Here is a 20,228-nt window from a genome sequence, read left to right as displayed (position 1 = left end):
GAATGAAAAAGGATTTGATATGAATATCAAATCCTTTTTCATTAGCAACAGAGTATACTTGCTTATCGTATTTGTTTGAATTGACATGAGAAACTACTGGTTTCCCTAATACTACAATCTTTAGCTCTCAATTTCTAATAAACATTATAATAATACGCCTCATTGTAATATATTATTTTTTCTGCAAGGTATAAATCTAATGTCAATAGACGGTTTAGATTACCAACCTTATAAGTAATATCATAATCGTGAATAGTTAGGGAAATGATAAAAAAGATAATCAATTACATATTTTTATCCCAGGAGATTCATCGCTATCTTCTTTTTATTAAATGGGATATTTTATCTCGCTATTTGCCGGGCAGTAAAACCCCACCTCAAAATTCAGCGGAAGCAAAGAAGTTAGGTGGGGAATCAACTGCCCGTAAAAGCCCGGTTAGTGAGGGCTGATAATCAGTGGGGGATGAACAAAACCCCCACTGATTAAAGTTTCACTTTATTTCATGCTTTTTGAAAGGGTGTTTGTAATGGATAAAAAAGTATCTGCCATTCCTCAGCCGAAAACATATGGACCGCTGGGGAATCTCCCATTAATCGATAAAGATAAACCGACTCTATCGTTTATTAAGCTGGCAGAAGAGTATGGTCCTATTTTTCAAATTCAAACTTTAAGTGATACGATCATTGTCGTTTCTGGACATGAACTGGTAGTGGAAGTTTGTGATGAAACAAGATTTGATAAAAGTATAGAGGGTGCTTTAGCAAAGGTTCGTGCTTTTGCTGGAGACGGACTATTTACAAGCGAGACTGACGAGCCTAACTGGAAAAAAGCTCATAATATTTTGATGCCTACATTCAGTCAACGGGCAATGAAAGATTATCATGCTATGATGGTCGATATTGCCGTGCAACTCGTTCAAAAATGGGCAAGACTGAATCCGAATGAAAATGTAGATGTCCCAGGGGATATGACTCGCCTTACATTAGATACAATTGGTCTATGTGGTTTTAATTACCGATTTAATAGCTTTTATCGTGAGACCTCTCATCCTTTTATCACTAGCATGACCCGTGCTCTAGATGAGGCGATGCACCAATTGCAGCGGCTGGATATAGAAGATAAACTCATGTGGAGAACGAAACGTCAATTTCAGCATGATATTCAATCTATGTTTTCTTTAGTAGATAATATTATTGCTGAACGTAAAAGTAGTGGGAATCAGGAAGAAAATGATTTACTTTCCCGTATGTTACATGTGCAGGATCCGGAAACGGGTGAAAAATTAGATGATGAAAATATTCGTTTTCAAATTATCACTTTTTTAATAGCTGGGCATGAAACAACAAGTGGATTGTTATCTTTTGCAATCTATTTTTTATTAAAGAATCCGGATAAATTGAAAAAAGCCTATGAAGAAGTAGACCGTGTTTTAACAGATCCCACTCCAACATACCAACAAGTTATGAAGCTTAAGTATATACGGATGATTTTAAATGAATCACTACGTCTATGGCCGACTGCTCCAGCATTCAGTCTCTATGCAAAAGAAGATACAGTAATTGGTGGAAAATACCCAATTAAGAAAGGCGAAGATCGTATCTCTGTTCTTATTCCACAGCTACATAGGGATAAAGACGCGTGGGGAGACAATGTGGAAGAATTCCAACCTGAACGATTTGAAGAGCTGGATAAGGTTCCTCATCATGCTTATAAACCATTTGGAAATGGTCAGAGGGCATGTATCGGTATGCAGTTTGCACTTCATGAAGCCACACTCGTAATGGGAATGCTTCTTCAACATTTTGAATTCATCGATTATGAAGACTATCAGCTGGACGTAAAACAAACATTAACGCTAAAACCTGGTGATTTTAAAATTAGGATTGTACCTCGAAATCAAACTATTAGCCATACTACTGTTCTGGCGCCTACAGAGGAGAAACTGAAAAACCATGAAACCAAGCAGCAAGTTCAGAAGACTCCTTCCATTATTGGAGCCGATAATCTTTCACTTCTTGTTCTGTATGGCTCGGATACAGGGGTAGCAGAAGGTATTGCAAGAGAACTAGCGGATACAGCTAGTTTAGAAGGTGTTCAAACGGAAGTGGCAGCTCTTAACGATCGAATTGGAAGTTTGCCGAAAGAAGGAGCGGTTCTTATTGTAACTTCTTCTTATAATGGAAAACCGCCAAGTAATGCAGGACAGTTTGTGCAATGGTTGGAAGAATTAAAACCAGATGAGCTAAAAGGTGTTCAATACGCAGTTTTTGGTTGTGGAGATCATAATTGGGCTAGTACTTATCAGCGAATTCCAAGATACATTGATGAGCAAATGGCTCAAAAAGGAGCAACAAGGTTTTCTAAACGCGGAGAAGCAGATGCAAGTGGTGATTTTGAGGAACAGCTCGAGCAATGGAAACAAAGTATGTGGTCTGATGCGATGAAGTCATTTGGATTGGAACTTAACAAAAACATGGAGAAAGAACGCAGTACTTTGAGCCTGCAATTTGTCAGCCGTCTTGGAGGATCTCCTCTTGCGCGAACATATGAAGCAGTTTATGCATCTATATTAGAAAATCGTGAACTTCAATCATCTAGCAGTGAAAGAAGTACGCGACATATTGAGATATCATTGCCAGAAGGCGCTACATATAAAGAAGGAGACCACCTTGGGGTACTACCAATTAATAGTGAGAAAAATGTCAACCGAATTTTAAAACGCTTTGGATTAAACGGGAAGGATCAAGTCATTTTAAGTGCAAGTGGGCGCAGTGTAAATCACATACCTTTAGACAGTCCTGTTCGTTTATATGACCTTCTTAGTTATAGTGTCGAAGTGCAAGAAGCAGCTACTCGTGCACAAATACGAGAAATGGTGACATTCACAGTATGCCCTCCTCATAAAAAGGAATTGGAATCATTATTGGAAGAGGGAGTTTATCAAGAACAAATATTAAAGAAACGTATTTCAATGTTAGATCTTCTTGAAAAGTATGAGGCTTGTGAAATCCGATTTGAACGCTTTTTAGAACTTCTTCCGGCGCTCAAACCGCGTTACTATTCTATCTCAAGTTCTCCACTTGTTGCCCAGGATCGTCTGAGCATTACGGTTGGTGTTGTAAATGCGCCTGCATGGAGTGGGGAAGGAACATATGAAGGAGTCGCTTCTAATTATTTAGCTCAGCGTCATAATAAAGATGAGATTATCTGTTTCATTCGAACGCCACAATCAAACTTTCAATTACCTGAAAATCCAGAAACACCAATTATCATGGTTGGACCAGGCACTGGAATTGCACCATTCCGTGGATTCTTACAAGCGCGTCGTGTTCAAAAGCAAAAAGGTATGAAGGTAGGAGAAGCACATCTATACTTTGGTTGTCGTCATCCTGAAAAGGATTATCTCTATCGTACAGAATTAGAAAATGATGAAAGAGAGGGATTAATCTCTTTACACACAGCTTTTTCTCGCTTAGAAGGACATCCTAAAACATATGTACAGCATGTAATAAAAGAAGATAGAATCCATTTAATTTCGTTATTAGATAATGGGGCCCATCTTTATATATGTGGTGATGGAAGTAAAATGGCTCCTGACGTAGAAGATACCCTTTGTCAAGCCTATCAAGAAATTCATGAAGTTAGTGAACAAGAAGCAAGGAATTGGTTAGATCGTTTGCAAGATGAAGGGCGATATGGAAAAGATGTTTGGGCTGGTATATGAATGTTTCTTAATTAAATAAGTAATATGTAACGAATGAACTTCTTTTGAATAAGTGAATAACTCATTTGTAAAAATCCCGTATTTTCATTGAATGCGGGATTTTGTTTTTTTTAGTAAGTTGGACTGATACTGTAGAGAAATAGGTAATTCATTTGACAATTAAAATGACATACTATAATATATATGCCATAGCATATAATTAATAAAATGAATACATTAACTGTGAATAATTGACTGGTATGCTATACTCTTTTATATATTAATTTATAGAGGTGATATATGAACTTACATGATTTAATAGGCTATCTTGTTCATCGTACCGATGTGAAAATGACGAATTATTTTACGAAGAAATTAAAGCCTTTCGGAGTTACGCCAGAGCAGTGGGGGATTATTAGTGTTCTTTGTAGCCAAAGGGCCACTACTCAAAAAGAGTTAGCAGAAGCGATTGATAAAGATCAAACTACTGTCGTAAGAATGATACAGTCAATGGAGAGAAAAGGGATTGTAAAGAAGGATTTGAATGAGCAAGATCGACGTTCACACAACCTGTTTTTAACTGAAAAAGGTGACGAGTTAAAGAAAACAATCTTGCCTGTAGTGACAGACGCTCACCATTTCGTTACGAGTAATTTGAGCGAAGAAGAGATTAAAGTATTACAATCATTATTAAACAAATTGTATGATACACGCTATTAATACTTGTTCCTTATTGATGCTATTCATAAGGAACAAACTTTATTTTATGTATTATATATGCTATAGCATATAATTTTGTTTTAAGGAATGGTGGAGATATCTTTATTTTGTATGAGATTCGATTCAGGATCACGTTTTTTCCTAGTACCAGTCAAAATTTCATATTATATATGCTATAGCATGTAAATGTATCAAATAAATAAGAAAGATGTGATTGCTATTTTAATATTAATCAATGTAGTAAAAGTTGTATTATTTCTGTTCTTTTTAATGACAGGTACGAAAATTATATCTGGGAAAATGGCAGATGAGTTTAAGCGATTTGGTTTACCTTCGTTTTTTAATTTCTTAACTGGAGCTTTTGAGATCGTAGGAGCGATTGGAATGTTAATAGGAATTTGGATTCCAACAGTAGCTTTATTAGCAGGATTGTTGTTAGGCGGTACGATGCTGGCAGCTGCATTAACTCTAATTGTACTAGCGAGAGATCCCTTTAAGAAAGCAATACCTGCGCTTGTTTTGTTTGTTCTTAGTTTAGGGATAAGTTTGTATCATATTTTTTAAACATAACTTAAAACTGTTTGCGTTTAAATTGCTACCGTTTTGTGGGTATTTTATAAATAGTATGATTTTCAAATTAGTGGTGGAATAATAGCAATACGAATGTAAACAGTATCATCGTTAGAATCAAAAAAATTATAATTAGTAAAAGAAATGGTAAGAGTTTTATATTAAAAATAGGAGTGAGCAAAGATGGCATATTTATTACAAGTTGATTTTCCGTTTGAAGGTCCTTTTGGTGAAGAAATGGAAAAAGGATTTTGGGATTTAGCAAAAAGTATTAACGAAGAAGAAGGATTCCACTGGAAAATATGGACTGAGAATGAAGAAACAAAAGAAGCTGGAGGCATCTATGTATTTGAAGAAAAACAAGATGCTGAAAAATACGCGGAAATGCACAAGAACAGACTTGAAGCAGCTGGTGTTAAAGATATTAGAGTAAGAATTTTTAACATCAATGAAAAGTTAACGGAACTGAATCGTGGGTATACGAAATAATTTTGAAAGTCGGAGCAAGCGTAAAAGGAGGGGGGATAATCCCCTTCTTTTTTTATTCTTAAATTGATGGTGAGGGGACTTGCACAAAAAATCCCTATATAGATAGGGATTCGTGTATCAGCATATAGTTCTTTGGAAAAGGATGTAACATATGAGAGTTCTTGAATTTGTGAAATTGATGTAAAAGTACTTTGAAAATTGTATTGAAATAATGATTTGTAAAAGGGTACGCCCCTTACTGGGAGGTAAGGGGCACAAGAAATGCAAATTTATTTTAATTTGCTAAAGTAATTGTAATGTATACTTGTTGCAAAATTATGAACAAAACTATTATTTAGTAACTAAGAATAATGTACCAATAAAGGTTAGTGCAGCAAAATAAATTGTGTTATGATGTGAGCAAGTATAAAGCTATGTAAAGGAGGGATTAACATGCCACATGTTGTGTTTCGTGGAATTACTACTGAACAATTAAAAAGCATAAGCAAGCCATTAGTAGAAGAGCTCGCACATATCTGTGAGTGTGGTACGGATAATTTTACCTTGGAACTACCAAGTTCTACGTTTGTATTCAATGGAGAAGAAATAGAAGCGTTTCCTCTTATAGAAGTGAAATGGTTTGAGCGTGGACAGGAAATTCGTGATCGATTTGCCAAGGCCATTACTACATATATAATGGATTTTGGACTTTCAGAAGTAGAGGTTGTATTTACGGTTTTCACAGAATCAGCGTATTATATTAACGGGAAGCATTGTGCAAGTTAGAACTATTTGAAAGATTTTTAAAACATTTATAAGAGGTATAATCACATTGCTATCAAGCTAAGTAAAGCAAATATCCAAAGACAAAAAATGAACTCAATTTTCATAGACAACTAACTTTGAAGAGATAAATTTTTAGTTTTTGGGGACATCAAAATAGTAGCTTGATGGGCATGTGGTGCTACCCATTAAAAAAGAAATAGGAGTGGATATCCTATTTCTTTTTATTAATATAATAAAATGTAACAACTAAATCCAAAGTAATGATAATAATTAGAAGTAACAAGTGCATAAGTGCATCAGTTTTTCCGTTTAGTAAAGACTTTACAAAGAAATCCCATTCTGTTTCATAAGGAGGTTCTACCCAATTTCGTTGCAGTCCTAACATCATTCCATTTATGAAATAGACAATGCTTAATAGAACCCTTCCAACAAATAAAGCAGCTACTTTTATATTCCACTTCTTTATCAGTATTATATAAAGAAGTGGAAATAGTATAAGTACCCAAAAAACGATAATAAAAACTGTATTCATCAGTTTCTACTCCTTTTGTGGATCATAAAGTTATGATCCCCCGCTATTTGTGGGTTGATTAAAGTTTTACTTTATCTCTCCGTCTCAAAAAACTCAATCCATTCCCCATCAGGACCCGCAAAGAATAGGTAACGTGTTCCATCCGGTAATGTTTCGATTTCTTCTCCTAGTAAAAATGTTACGCCATGTTTCTTGAGTCTTTTGATTTCTTCTTTTAATGAATCTACCTTAAAGCAAATGTGATGTACTTTTCCTTCTGCCGGAAGAGAGGAGTTGTAACCTTCAATGAGTTCCAGTATCGTTTCCTTCGATTCTTCCACACCTAAAAAAGCGAGTTTTAAGTCTGGATTCGGGTGTCCCATTCTCTTAATGAGTTGTAAGCCAACTACTTCTTCATAAAATGCGATAGATGTTTCTAGGTTTGCAACCATAAGTCCAACGTGTTCGATTCTTCTAACTGGCATGTAGATTCCTTCTTTCTGAAAATTATATACAATATGTTATTGAAAATTAAGAAAATAAGCAAGATAAAAACCTTACAAATTTTAGCGTGTTATATGGTATAGTGAGAAAGTATGTTTGGGGAGAAGGAAGGAGATTATACGATGAATACACCTACTCAAACTCCTTCATTATCGGAAACGATGAAAGAGTGGCATTATGCATTAGCGTATGAAATTAAACATTGGAAAACGATAGGTGGTAGTAAAATTTCTATCATGAACGGTCGTTTTTTATATACAGATTATGAAAGTACAGTATACGTATTTCAGCTTATTTCGGAAGTAAGCTTGCCTGAAGGTTCACCGATTCGAATTGAGTTCGATGGTGAGGAAGCGACAGGAGAAGTATTATCTGTACATGGATTAGAAATAGAACTGAAATTAAATGATTATATACAAGGTGAAATACGAGAAGCTGTTTTGTACAGTGAACCGTGGCAGCTTTTAGAGCAACTGCAAGAGAGGTTGAAGGAAGCGCGTAAAGATAAGCTGAAACGTAATCGTATAAAGCGTCTTGTTGATGGGACGAGTAGTCCGAAACATATTGAGAAGATGAAAAATCCGAAAAATGAATTGGCGTATCGCTCGTTTTATAATCCGACAACGTACGTATGGGGACCACCTGGAACAGGGAAGTCTTACAATTTATCACGTATTATTTCGGCTCATTATCAAAAAGGAAAGTCGGTACTTGTGTTAGCTCATAGTAATGCAGCAGTGGACGTATTAATGAGTGAAGTAACAAAGCAAATTGAAAAGAAAAAGAAATGGACGCCTGGTGAAATTGTTCGTTACGGTTATAGTCAACACGAACATATACGAAATCATGAAACGTTACTTGCGTCGAAGTTAGTTGAAACGACGAACGGGTCTTGGGGTGAGGAGAGACTCTATTTAGAAGAGACACGACAAGAGCTTCGTGAAAAGATTTTATCGTATAAAGCAACATCTGCTGATAAGAAGCGTATACAAGAGATAGAAAGTGATCTTCGAAAGCAAAAAGCGAAAATTAAAGAAGTAGAAAAAGAATATATTGAAAATGCGAAAGTGATTGGTGCGACTTTATCGAAATGTGCTATTGATTCACTTATTTATGAGCGTACATTTGATTTAGTTGTCGTAGATGAAGTGAGTATGGCGTTTGTTCCGCAAATTGCATTAGCTGCTTCACTTGGAAAACGTATCGTCGTTTGTGGTGACTTTTTACAGTTACCTCCAATTGCGATGGCAAACCATGAACTCGTTCGAAAATGGCTTGGCGAAGATATGTTTTACCATGCCGGGATTGTGGAGTCTGTTAATAAATCAGAAGCACATCCGAACCTGTTTATGTTGCAGGAACAAAGACGTATGCATGCGGATATATCGAAGTTTACGAATTCGTTTATTTATAAAAATAGAGTATACGATCATCCGTCTGTTTCCGAGCGTAAAGAACTTGCGAAACTACAACCGTTCGCAAATGAAGCGAGTGTTTTATTTGATACGAGCCAAATGGGAGCTTTTTCGTTAAAAGACGCTGCTTCAGGATCTCGTTTTAACATTATGTCTGGTTTAGTAGCAATGCAAATGATGTTAATCGGACTGTTAGATGGTGTGCAATCCATTGGTGTTGTGACGCCTTACAGAGCGCAGTCTCGCTTTTTATCAACGTGTATTAGAGAAATGTTACAGAGAACGAAATACCAAAACATACCTGTTTTAGCAGCGACAGTTCATAAGTTCCAAGGATCTGAAAGAGATATGATGATTTTTGATACAGTAGATAGTTATCCGCAAGAACGACCTGGCGTATTATTCTTTGACCATAAAAACCATCGCCTCGTCAATGTAGCAGTGACAAGAGCGAGAGGGAAGTTTATTCAATTATCAGATTGCCACTATATGCGCAAAAATTTATCGAGAAAACAAGCGTTGTCACAATTAACGGCTCATATAGAACGCCACGGAGATGTGTATGATCGCACGACATCAAGACAATTGTGGGAACGGAAAATATCGAAACGATTACGCTGGTTTATGGAAATGAATCTTGAGGAAACGAAAGGGGTATTAAAAGATATTTTAGCAGCAAAACGAAAAATCATTATTTCACTTCCAAGTACGAAACAAGTAGATAAACGAGTATGGCAAGCGTTAATGCGTACAAATGCGCAAATAACGGTGTATAGTGATGGACCAGTTCCACTGAAAAATGTAAAGTTACAAAGACAAAATAAAGCATTCCCGTTCCTAGTAATCGATGATGAAATCTTTTGGGCAGGCGCACCCCTTACATCTCAAATGATGTTTGAAGGTAGTACAGAATTTCCGTACGTATGTGCAAGACTGCAAGCACCAGAAACCATTGGTGTATTAAAAGGGTTTTTAGATATTCGGTAAATTCGGATAGGAATTCCTTGACTTTTATTTGAAATGAACTTAGAATGAATGTAATTTAATATAATTTTATGAAAATTCTTATCACGAGAGGTGGAGGGACTGGCCCTATGATACCTCGGCAGCGGATTCGTTATGAATACTGTGCCAATTCCAGCAAGGTAACTTGAAAGATAAGAAAGAAGCTCAATTTGACTGTATATACAGAAGCCTCTTTCTATCTTTTAGAAAGAGGCTTTTTTACGTGAAAATAAAAGGAGGAAGAAAAATGGGAGCGACAGGAGTAGCGTCACAAAGAAAAAAAATTGAAGAGAGTATCGAAAGAAATAAGGAAAAGTACATAGAAACAAGTCATGATATTCATGGGAATCCGGAGATTGGTAACCAAGAGTTTTATGCATCTAGAACGTTAAGTTTATTGCTAGGTAGTGCAGGATTTCAGTTGCAGCACAATATAGCTGGACATGAAACGGGATTTATTGCGCGAAAAAGTTCAGGGAAACAAGGACCAGCAATCGCATTTTTAGCTGAGTATGACGCTTTACCAGGACTTGGCCATGCGTGTGGTCACAATTTAATTGGCACAATTAGCGTTGCAGCAGCAATTGCATTATCAGAAACGCTTGAAGAAATTGGCGGGGAAGTTGTTGTGTTCGGAACACCAGCTGAAGAAGGAGGACCGAACGGTAGCGCAAAATCGAGTTATGTAAAGGCAGGTTTGTTTAATAATATTGATGCAGCGCTTATGATTCATCCGAGCGGAAAAACAGCGACAACAAGTCCTTCACTAGCAGTCGATCCACTTGATTTTCATTTTTACGGAAAAACAGCTCACGCCGCAGCATCACCTGAAGAAGGGATTAACGCATTAGACGCGGTGATTCAGCTGTACAACAGTATTAACGCACTTCGCCAACAACTTCCGTCAGACGTGAAAATTCATGGCGTGATTACAGAAGGCGGAAAAGCACCTAACATTATTCCTGACTACGCCGCAGCAAGATTCTTCATCCGTGCTGCAACGAGAAAAAGATGTGCGGAAGTAACAGAAAAAGTAAAAAATATCGCACAAGGGGCAGCACTAGCAACAGGCACAAAAGTAAAAATCCATCAATTCCAAAATGAAATCGATGAACTACTCGTAACAAAAACATATAACGATATCGTAGCCGAAGAACTGGAATTACTAGGTGAGGATGTAAACCGTAAAGAAAGACTCGGCATCGGCTCAACTGACGCAGGAAACGTAAGTCAAGTCGTACCAACCATTCACCCGTACATTAAAATCGGCCCAGATGACTTAATTGCACATACGAATGAATTTAGAGAAGCAGCGCGTTCAGAATTAGGGGATAAAGCATTAATTACATCGGCAAAAGCATTAGCAAATACGGCGTATCGATTAATTACAGAAGAAGGGTTGTTAGAGAAGGTGAAGGAGGAGTTTAGAGAGGCGCAGAGGAATCAGGGATAGGTGATTGAAAGGAGTGGATGATCCACTCCTTTTTCTTTTTTGGAAAGCTGGTGCCTATCACTTTATTAGAACGACAATTTTTCCTCAAACTCACTCTTTAAAACAATTAAAGGAGACGATAAGCCGAATTGCATTAAAGAGTCTAAAAATGCAGCGAGAGAATCCATCGAATCGCTCATGACCTTCATCATATAATTAAATTCCCCGCTAATTCGATATAAATCTGTTACTTCAGGAGCGGCATTACAATATTGGATAAAATCAGAGCATTGGCTCGTTTTAAACATGATGAATGCTTGAATGTTTTTATTAATTTTAGAAGGTTCAAATTTCGTTCGGTAAGCCGCTATAACTCCTTGATCTTCAAGTTTATTCATACGCTCCTTTACAGCAGGTTGCGTCATGGATATAATTCGTCCTATTTCTGAAACAGAAATTCTTGCATTTTCATACAACAAGTTCATTATTTTATGGTCGATTTCATCTAGTTTTACTGCATTTTGCATTGTGTAGCCTCCTTATTTTATTTTTTAAAGTGAATCACAAACTATAACTATAATATCATAAGTGAACGAGCTAAATTACCTATAAATCTATATTTAAAATAATTGGTTTTTACATAAAAATATAAGTATAGGTTTTTATCAAACGTAAATTTAGGAAGGATGGAAAAAATGAAGAATCTTGATGGGAAAGTAGCGTTAGTAACAGGGGCGAGTCGCGGAATTGGTCGTGCGATTGCGATGAGATTGGCAAACGACGGTGCATTAGTGGCAATTCACTACGGTCGAAATAAAGCAGCTGCAGATGAAACAATTCGTGAGATTGAATCTAATGGAGGAAAGGCGTTCTTAATTGAAGCAGATCTCAATTCAATTGATAATGTCAAAAAGCTAGTAGAACAATTAAAGAATGAATTACAAATAAGAGTTGGTACATCAGAGATTGATATTTTAGTAAACAATGCAGGGATAGGTACACAAGGGACGATTGAAAATACGACAGAAGAAGTTTTTGATGAAATTATGGCCGTAAATATTAAGGCGCCATTCTTTTTAATTCAGCAAACATTACCGTTACTACGAGCAGAAGGGCGCATTATTAACATTTCATCAGCTGAAGTAAGACTTGGTTTTACAGGGTCCATTGCATACGGCTTAAGTAAAGGTGCATTAAATACGATGACACTGCCTCTAGCTAAACATCTTGGAGAAAGAGGGATAACTGTGAATACAATTATGCCTGGATATACGAAGACAGATATCAATGCGAAATTGCTAGATGATCCAGAAATACGAAATTTTGCTACGAATTCATCTGTGTTCGGTCGAATTGGGCAAGTTGAAGATATTGCAGATGCAGTAGTATTTCTTGCTTCTTCTGATAGCCGCTGGGTAACGGGGCAGGTATTAGATGTTTCTGGAGGATTTTGTTTATAGGGGCACTACTCCATACCTATTAAGCCAACCAAGTAAATTACTAGATATGAAACGATCCTCGTTTCATATCTGGTGATGTATAGAAAGATAGGGATAGGGATGCTAAAAAAGCCTATTCAAACGTGATTTTTTCGCTAGGCAACTTGAATAAGGGGGCTATTTTTAATTATTCATAATCTAAAATAGTCAAATTTAATTTTACAGTAACAATAAAATAAATTATTGACCGCGTGGTACAAAAAAGAGTATTCTATTCATGTTATCTTTAAAATGAGAGGAGGATACGATTGAATAAACGCGGCAGACCTCGAGAGTTTGATTATTCCTCAATTGTAGATGTTGCAATGAAAACATTTTGGTTAAGAGGATATGAAGGGTGTTCTACACAAGATTTATGCAGTGATACAGGACTTGGAAAAGGAAGTTTATACAATACTTTCGGTAGTAAACATGAACTGTATAAACAAGTATTAGAACGCTACCATGAAATTGGGATTAAGGAACAAAGGAAATTGTTACATACTCCAATTCCAGTTAAAGAACGATTAAGTAATTTTTTTGAATGGGCATTGAAAGAAGACTTTGAGAATATTGATCAAAAAGGATGTTTATTGATTAATGCCAGTATAGAACGTGCTAAAAACGATTTAATGGTACAAGAAATTTTCTCGAAGCATGTTGAACTTCTTAAACAAGCTATTGAAACAGTGATGGAGGAAGGATTGCAAACAGGTGAAATTTCAAAGAAGCAATCAGCTGAGGAATTAGCTAGTCTGCTTTTAAGCAGTTATTACGGATTCCGTGTTCTTAATGTATCGATGCAAAATCGGATGTTGTCTGAACAAGTTATCAAAGGAACAGTGGAGTCTATTTGTGGCGCTTAGTGCGCTCTTTTTTCGCACTATTTTTGTACCGATCATTACAATAATGAATAAGGAGTGTTTTTATGCCATCGATTATTTATTTATTAGCTTTAGCAATCTTTTGTATGACTACATCAGAATTTATGGTTGCAGGTATGATGAATGAACTTGCTCTTGCATTCCATGTTTCTGTATCATCTATTGGGTATTTAATTTCAGCTTATGCAGGAGCAATGGTAATAGGAGGTCCCATTTTAACTGCAATTCTTTTACGAATGCGCAGCAAACAAGCATTATTGTTTTTAATGTTCGTATTTTTAATTGGTCAATCGCTCGGAGCTATTGCTTGGAACTATGATATTATGATGATTTCACGTATTATAACTGGTATTGCTTCAGCTTCAGCTTTTGGAGTTGCGATTTCCTTTTCTGCGACATTGGTTCACTCTGATTCAAGGGGAAAAGCCGCATCAATTGTACTTGCAGGTTTAATGTTCGCAACTGTATTAGGTTTACCTATAACAACCGTTATTTCCCAATCTTTTGGCTGGCGTATTAGTTTTGGGGCTGTTTCTGTTCTTGTGCTAGTATCAGGGCTTATGATTCAATGGTTGTTACCATCATCTTCAAATAAAGAGCAATTAAATTGGAAAGACGAACTTCTGCGATTTAAGAATATTCATCTTTGGGCAGCGTACGTAACAAGTATGTTCATTATTGGTGGTACGTTTGCAGCATTTAGTTATTTCACTCCGATCTTTACAAATGTCACAGGCTTTTCAAGTGCAAGTATTCCATATTTACTTGCTCTCTATGGTAGTGCGACGGTAATTGGAAATATAATAATCGGCAAGTTTGCTGATAAATTTACAATGAAAATACTTATGGGTGGATTAATTATATTAATCATAGCGTTGTCTTTATTTGCTTTAAGTGCAGAGAATAAATACATTGCAGTGATTTCTACAATTTTTATTGGTTTAACTGGTGTAGCATTGAATCCAGCTATGGTTGCGAGGGTGATGAAAACAGCTAGTAATGGAATAATGATAAATACCGTTCATAGTTCTTTTATTACGCTAGGTATTGTTATTGGTTCGTCACTAGGTGGTCTTGGGATCAGTAAAGGATATGGTTTTGTATCTCCGCTATGGATTGGAGCTTGTTTAGCTATCCTTGGGGTAATTTCGTTATTCCCATATTTACATAAAGGAAAGGCAGATTAAGATGTTTAAAATTTCTTTTTATGGAGGAGCACCCCATCACCATCAAGCTAATATTTTCATATCCCCCTAAATTAAAATTTTCTTTCTCTACAGATAGTTATTCTGAGAAGTCGCTCATTTATTTGTTTTGGGGCATTTCTTTTTTTTAAGTTGATGGGTATGTATGGTGACCTCTATTAGACGATAGTGAATGAACAATTTCGGGGGGCAGTTAAACTTTATTTAAAATAAGATTTTTTTGCAGTAAAATCAATGTTAGTGGAATTTTTTAATTAAATTTTTTTGAAAATTAACATAAATACTTGCAATGTTTAAATTAGTACTATATAGTTCTAGTTATGACAAAGATAAAATTAATGAATCAAAAACGTGTGATTGAAGTAGCTGCAACATTATTTTTAGAAAAAGGGTTTGCTTATACAAGTATGGATGAATTAGTACGTGTAAGCAAAGTTTCAAAGTCTAATGTGTATTATCACTTTTCTAATAAGGAAGTATTATTAGAAGGGGTCGTTGATTATTGGATTGAAATGTATCAATCTGCAATTGATGACGTACTTTCTCAGAACCAATTTTTAGTTGAAGATCGTATCCAACTGTTTTTAAAGCAATTATCACAAGGAGTTCAGTCGAGAGAGTATAAGGGGAGCTGTCCATTTATTACTCTTTATATTCAAAGTCCTACACAGGCCACGCAAATAAAAGAAAAAATAGGTCTTTTTTTTACAGGATTACAAAAGAAAGTTTCTCTATTACTTAAACAAGGGGTAGAGAATGGAGAATTCAGAAATACGATTCATATTGATGAGGTTGCGTCACTTTTTATTACAAATCTTGAAGGGGCGTTATTTATTTCAGAAACATTGAAGGATGCAACTGTAATCACGAAAACAGCAGATCATTTTTTAAAATTGCTTCGATAAAAGAAGCATTTTTTTTACATCAAATTAGTACTAAGTAGTACTAAAAGGGGGATCTTATATGAGAACAGTATTTTTAACTGGTGGAACAGGCTTTATTGGAAAGCAATTAGTGAAAGAATTAGCCAAAGAGGATGTTAAAATTCTTCTTTTAGTAAGGTCGAAAAGTAAAGCCATACGCATTTTTCAAGAAAGAGGCATCTTAAAAAAGGAAGTTATACACTTTATTGAAGGTGATTTGACGAAAATAGATTTAGGTCTAAGTGTTGAAGATAAGAAGAGGGTATTGAAAACGGATGTGATTATTCACGCAGGAGGCCCCATGGATATTCAAGCGACAAGTAAAGAGGCAGCTTCCGTATTTTTAAATGGCGCCAAACATATTAGTGAATTAGCTAAAAGTATTCATCAATTGAAGGGTTTGCAACAATTTATTCATGTTGTAGGTTATATGAGTCCCTTTGATGATAAAAATAGCAAGATTGCAATTGATGTGTTTAAAGAAGGAAACAATTATTTAAAAATAAAAAATCCATATGAAAGAACAAAATTTTTAGCAGATCTTTATATCCGTCAGCAGGCATCAACAGTAGGTTATCCGCTTTCTGTAATTAATCCGCCAACTGTAGTCGGTAGTAGTAAAACAGGGAGTACAGAGCAGATAGCAGGATTAGGTTTGCTTGTGATGAGTATGCGAAGAGGGCTCATGCCAGTGATTCCTGGAGGTAAGGGATATAGGTTACCACTTATTTCAAACGATGGGCTTGCGAAGTTTATTGTGCAGGTTTTGAGATTGGAGCAACCGACTATTCAAACATATACACTTGTTGAAGACAAACAGCACGATCAAAACATTGCTGAGTTATTAAGTAGTATGGCGGAAAGTATGAATATGAGGGCACCAAAAATCTCTGTCCCAATGCCACTTATGAAAGCAATTATGAATAGTGGAGGAAGTAAAATAACAAAAATTCCTTCTGATGGACTGAATTTTATTACAAAACAAAAATTTTCAAATGTTTCAGCGAAAAAAATTATGGGAGGAGATTGGTTTAAGAAGACGAGTGTAATGAAATTTTTCCCTGCCGTAGTAGCTGATCTGGATTATCGAATGATGTATCAAAATGGCCAGCATAATCATTTATTTAAACGAACATTATGCGATAACAATACCCTTTACCAATTACAAGGAGAGGGTAAACCGTTTATATTATTACATGGTTTGTTGAGTGATGGAGAGGATTTATTTCCTTTAGCACAAGAGCTTCATGAAAAAACTGGTCAACCTGTATGGATTTTGGATCTTCCAGGTTTGGGACGTTCTCCTTTTAAACGAGAGAAAAATCTTCTAGCTATCTATTTGAAGGTAGTGAAAAAGTTATTGGAAAAAGCTACGAATGGTGCACATCTAATTGGCCATTCATTCGGTGCATTTATTCTTCTGGAAGCAATGGTACGAGAGTACATAGATGAGAAGTATGCAATCACTTTACTTCAGCCACCTGTTGCTAAAAAAAATGCTAAATCGCTAAATGTTCCTCAATTTATGAACAAATGGACATTAAAATTAGCAACTACTAATTTGATAGAGCGTTATTTATTAAGTAATGGTTTGTTTGAAAGTATGGAGAGTATCCCTGAACATTATATTGAAAAAATAAGTAACAGTTTTACTTCCCCTAGAATTTTAAATACTACGGTTCAGCTTAACAGTTTACTACTGAAAAACGATCAAGGTGATTTCAATGAAGTAACAAAGTATAATCTTCACATTATTTGGGGGGAGTATGACAGAGGCTATTCTGCTCCATCGCATCTTGGTAAGGTTGATTTTGTTCCATATGGCCATCATTTTCCTCTTAGCCATCCGAGTGAAACGGCAACATTAGTAATAAAAAATAGTAATACTAGCAGATGAGAGTGTGGGATAAATAAAAAGTGTGTAGTAAGATCGTTGTGTCTTTGAAATAAAATCGTACTGTTTGGGGTCCCGCCCCATGCCAATCAATCTAAGAAAAGCAAATACCCCAAAACGAGAAAATGGGCATCTCCAGGTGAAAATGCGTAATTTTTTTGTTTTAGGGGCATTATAAAGCCTTCAAGTTGATGGATGTGGGGTACCGCCACAATACTATCAATATAAGCAGTATACCCCGTTGTATCTGTACTGGATTTATCAAAAGAGGATGCTGAAATGATACCATTGCTTCTGGCTTGTATAGCAGAGGCATTTATTCATTTCAATCCAGATTCTTTTTTAGCTAAGGATGAATTTGATCTCTTATATTGGTGTAGAAAGAACTTCAAAGGATTTCATAGTATCTCTGATGATGGATTCTTACAGGATTTTAAGCAGGTATACGAATGTTATCAAGCATTGCAGAACGTTGGGAAACAAGAGAACAATATAAAAATAAATATGTAATAGGAAGGAGAAGAGCAACGCATGTATAATATACTTAAACGTCAATATAATTACTTTATCCGAGGAGTGATTCGGATTAACGAAGAAGTACAAAGGGAATTGGACCTATTGGTTCAAAAGATTTGTGAAACTGTGTCTTCTGTCCAAAAAATCATCCTTTTTGGCTCTCATGCATATGGCACACCAAATGAAGACAGTGAATTTGATCTCTGTATTGTTGTAGAAGGTGTAGGAGCAAGAAAAAGGGGAGTCATTAATCGTATCAATTGGGGTATTTACGATGTTATGGAAACACCAGTTGATTTTTTAGTGTATGGGCCAGAAGAGTTTCTAGAACGTGCTAGTCGTACCGTAACTATGGAACATAAGATTGCACTAAACGGTAGAACAGTCCCAAAAACTCATAACCTTTTAATGCTGCACAAATCGTGTCGGAAATTAGATGAGGAATCCTCATTGATTTTAGAACAGTACGTGCAGCTAAATGGTTATGCTACAGATATTCGTTTATCCGTATTTTGAATCACTTACTGTTTAAGATAGATTAATGACTATACAACATGCTCAAAAAGTACTGAGTTTTTATAAAGAAAAGTTAAACATGCTAAATATGCATGAAATCGTAATCGATTAAACATAGAGGATATACATAAAAGAGAGTGCCTATAAAGGGACTCTCTTTTTCTATTAAAAAAAGAGGAGGAATGCTTCATAGTAGAATGAAATGATACTTTGCTATGGGGATAACAATATAATGATGGATAATTATCACACAATTGTTGTTTTGTAGGTACAGTGGCGGTACTTTTAATTAAAGCACAAGGAATCAATCACGATGCATTTCTTTTAGTACCTGTTCGTGAAGCAGAGGAATGCCTTCTTCTCGAAACCAAGCACCTACACGTGAAAAAGTAGAAATATGAGGCACAAATGATAAACCACAAAACTCATGAAAAAAAGGTTATCATACAATCCGTCCCTTCTGTAGATAGTTCAGGTTACTCTTATTCTTTCAGGAGAACGAATTTCTTTATGTATGTATTTTTGAATGTTTGTGAGCTTTATAACACCATTTCTATACTTTAATATCTGAAAAATCTGTCACGAAATATTCCGAATTTTGAAGTTTCTAATTACATATGATTCCATTTATTATAATTATTGAGCCGGCTCCAAATAATGGAAGTTTTCTGGTATAGCAAAGTAATTTTCAATGTTTATCAACTTATTTTCATAAAGCTATTTTATATCAGAATCCACTTTCATTTTATTTTATATGAAAACAAAGCAACTATAATAGAGGGGGATTTAAAAATGGAAAAAAAATCTTTTAAAATCCGTTCAGTTAATGACAATGAACAGCTTTGGACAAAGTTAGCTGATCAAATGGAAACACTTGAAAACAGGGATGAAATGAAATGCTTCAACTGCTCAATTTGTTGTGATAATTGCTGCTAATATTTCACTGGCATTAGAGCGTGGTTTCGCAGTAGGCTTACGTACTAATGTGAATAAAGATAATCTTGCATATGTAAAAGAATTAGCAACCTTTATCGAAGATCAACATTGGAATACTTATCCTAATTTTGGTTGGCAGGTATCTCCTGTTACTGATCATTACGGAGATAATCTACCAAATCACCTTCCAGAGCATGAATTACTCGCCGAAATTTATAATATTTTCGGAGATTTAGAAGAATTTATGGATAAATTTAACGCAAAACTGGGTACAGACCTTAACATTCGTACTTCTAGAATCCGTCAAGCCATACGAACTTTTGACTGGGAGAAGGTAAGTGAACTTGATTCCTGCTCTTCTGTCATGCATAGTTTACCTTATTTTAAAGAATGTAGTGCGAGAGAACAGCGTTTCTATGCATTTGGTGCAGAAGGTTTAATATACGCTTGTCCTGAGGCCGTAGGTAAGCCAGAAACTGCAGTGGGTTCCTTTTTTCCTGAATACAATTTAGATGCTGATAAGCATGCTATTTGGGATCAAGATATTACTGACTCCGAACAGTGTAGTAGTTGTAGTATCTCACTATTTTGTGGTGGAGGATGTGCTTATGCTAATTTAATGCGAAATGGTGCCATTAATAAACCTTACTGTAATGATTCACATCAAACCATTTCGACTTATATTAAGAAAAATGAAACTGCCTTTTTAGAACTAATTAAATAAAAAGATATAACTCCACAAATACCTTCACCATTGTGGG

Annotated in this window: 17 protein-coding genes, 4 pseudogenes and 1 riboswitch; of the genes and pseudogenes, 17 read left to right on the top strand and 4 right to left on the bottom strand. The window is 35.7% G+C overall.

Annotated elements, in window-relative coordinates:
- Positions 1-527: 527 nt before the first annotated feature.
- The 5 genes from cypD to NLJ82_RS15150 all read left to right on the top strand — a co-directional run bounded on the left by cypD (position 528) and on the right by NLJ82_RS15150 (position 6,248).
- On the top strand, positions 528-3,725 hold the full coding sequence (gene cypD, locus NLJ82_RS15170; RefSeq protein WP_000359070.1) for a bifunctional P-450/NADPH--P450 reductase: 3,198 nt from the start codon (positions 528-530) through the stop codon (positions 3,723-3,725).
- Between the two features lie 279 nt (positions 3,726-4,004).
- Positions 4,005-4,424, top strand: a complete 420-nt coding sequence (locus NLJ82_RS15165; RefSeq protein ID WP_001048555.1) for a MarR family winged helix-turn-helix transcriptional regulator — start codon at positions 4,005-4,007, stop codon at positions 4,422-4,424.
- 186 nt (positions 4,425-4,610) lie between these two features.
- Complete coding sequence (locus NLJ82_RS15160; RefSeq protein ID WP_000284352.1) at positions 4,611-4,988, top strand: DoxX family protein; 378 nt, start codon at positions 4,611-4,613, stop codon at positions 4,986-4,988.
- A gap of 189 nt (positions 4,989-5,177) precedes the next feature.
- On the top strand, positions 5,178-5,483 hold the full coding sequence (locus tag NLJ82_RS15155; RefSeq protein ID WP_000323755.1) for a monooxygenase: 306 nt from the start codon (positions 5,178-5,180) through the stop codon (positions 5,481-5,483).
- Positions 5,484-5,915: 432 nt separating this feature from the next.
- Entirely contained in the window at positions 5,916-6,248 is a 333-nt protein-coding gene (locus NLJ82_RS15150; RefSeq protein WP_001120977.1) for a DUF1904 family protein, read from the top strand.
- A 211-nt stretch (positions 6,249-6,459) separates the two neighbouring features.
- On the opposite strand, the gene NLJ82_RS15145 is transcribed toward NLJ82_RS15150, so the two are convergent.
- Together NLJ82_RS15145 and NLJ82_RS15140 are read right to left on the bottom strand one after the other, a co-directional pair.
- Complete coding sequence (locus NLJ82_RS15145) at positions 6,460-6,780, bottom strand: hypothetical protein (RefSeq protein ID WP_001098764.1); 321 nt, start codon at positions 6,778-6,780, stop codon at positions 6,460-6,462.
- Between the two features lie 71 nt (positions 6,781-6,851).
- Entirely contained in the window at positions 6,852-7,244 is a 393-nt protein-coding gene (locus NLJ82_RS15140) for a VOC family protein (protein WP_001145277.1), read from the bottom strand.
- A gap of 111 nt (positions 7,245-7,355) precedes the next feature.
- On the opposite strand from NLJ82_RS15140, the gene NLJ82_RS15135 reads away from it, so the two are divergent.
- A complete protein-coding gene (locus tag NLJ82_RS15135; RefSeq protein WP_002028025.1) occupies positions 7,356-9,665 on the top strand; it encodes an AAA domain-containing protein in 2,310 nt (769 codons plus the stop codon).
- A gap of 75 nt (positions 9,666-9,740) precedes the next feature.
- Positions 9,741-9,842: riboswitch (SAM riboswitch) on the top strand.
- Between the two features lie 88 nt (positions 9,843-9,930).
- Positions 9,931-11,136, top strand: a complete 1,206-nt coding sequence (locus NLJ82_RS15130) for a M20 family metallopeptidase (RefSeq protein ID WP_000501333.1) — start codon at positions 9,931-9,933, stop codon at positions 11,134-11,136.
- 65 nt (positions 11,137-11,201) lie between these two features.
- On the opposite strand, the gene NLJ82_RS15125 is transcribed toward NLJ82_RS15130, so the two are convergent.
- Entirely contained in the window at positions 11,202-11,642 is a 441-nt protein-coding gene (locus NLJ82_RS15125) for an Lrp/AsnC family transcriptional regulator (RefSeq protein ID WP_001178573.1), read from the bottom strand.
- A 168-nt stretch (positions 11,643-11,810) separates the two neighbouring features.
- Between NLJ82_RS15125 and NLJ82_RS15120 the strand changes: the two genes are divergently transcribed.
- The 8 genes and pseudogenes from NLJ82_RS15120 to NLJ82_RS28915 all read left to right on the top strand — a co-directional run.
- On the top strand, positions 11,811-12,575 hold the full coding sequence (locus NLJ82_RS15120) for an SDR family oxidoreductase (RefSeq protein WP_000792656.1): 765 nt from the start codon (positions 11,811-11,813) through the stop codon (positions 12,573-12,575).
- A 287-nt stretch (positions 12,576-12,862) separates the two neighbouring features.
- Positions 12,863-13,459 carry a TetR/AcrR family transcriptional regulator gene (locus NLJ82_RS15115; RefSeq protein WP_001042188.1) on the top strand — a complete coding sequence of 199 codons (597 nt, stop codon included), beginning with the start codon at positions 12,863-12,865 and terminating at the stop codon, positions 13,457-13,459.
- Between the two features lie 62 nt (positions 13,460-13,521).
- On the top strand, positions 13,522-14,664 hold the full coding sequence (locus tag NLJ82_RS15110; RefSeq protein ID WP_001139225.1) for an MFS transporter: 1,143 nt from the start codon (positions 13,522-13,524) through the stop codon (positions 14,662-14,664).
- A 356-nt stretch (positions 14,665-15,020) separates the two neighbouring features.
- On the top strand, positions 15,021-15,587 hold the full coding sequence (locus NLJ82_RS15105; RefSeq protein ID WP_001072322.1) for a TetR/AcrR family transcriptional regulator: 567 nt from the start codon (positions 15,021-15,023) through the stop codon (positions 15,585-15,587).
- Positions 15,588-15,645: 58 nt separating this feature from the next.
- On the top strand, positions 15,646-17,502 hold the full coding sequence (locus tag NLJ82_RS15100; protein WP_001261131.1) for an alpha/beta fold hydrolase: 1,857 nt from the start codon (positions 15,646-15,648) through the stop codon (positions 17,500-17,502).
- Between the two features lie 193 nt (positions 17,503-17,695).
- Positions 17,696-18,009: pseudogene (locus tag NLJ82_RS15095) on the top strand (hypothetical protein); the annotation flags it as partial.
- Between the two features lie 21 nt (positions 18,010-18,030).
- Positions 18,031-18,402 (top strand): annotated as a pseudogene (locus NLJ82_RS15090) (nucleotidyltransferase domain-containing protein); the annotation flags it as partial.
- Positions 18,379-18,643 (top strand): annotated as a pseudogene (locus NLJ82_RS28915) (HEPN domain-containing protein); the annotation flags it as partial. The pseudogenes NLJ82_RS15090 and NLJ82_RS28915, both read left to right, overlap by 24 nt.
- 163 nt (positions 18,644-18,806) lie before the next feature.
- On the opposite strand, the pseudogene NLJ82_RS15080 reads toward NLJ82_RS28915, so the two are convergent.
- Positions 18,807-18,970, bottom strand: a pseudogene (locus NLJ82_RS15080) (ISNCY family transposase); the annotation flags it as partial.
- 353 nt (positions 18,971-19,323) lie between these two features.
- Between NLJ82_RS15080 and NLJ82_RS15075 the strand changes: the two are divergent.
- Entirely contained in the window at positions 19,324-19,467 is a 144-nt protein-coding gene (locus NLJ82_RS15075) for a hypothetical protein (RefSeq protein WP_000412663.1), read from the top strand.
- Complete coding sequence (locus tag NLJ82_RS15070) at positions 19,451-20,191, top strand: SPASM domain-containing protein (protein WP_000582268.1); 741 nt, start codon at positions 19,451-19,453, stop codon at positions 20,189-20,191. Before NLJ82_RS15075 ends, NLJ82_RS15070 begins: the two co-directional genes overlap by 17 nt.
- Positions 20,192-20,228: the final 37 nt, after the last annotated feature.

The organism is Bacillus paranthracis (assembly GCF_024296885.1).
Lineage (GTDB): Bacteria > Bacillota > Bacilli > Bacillales > Bacillaceae_G > Bacillus_A > Bacillus_A paranthracis.
This window is presented reverse-complemented; position numbering and strand designations above follow the sequence as displayed.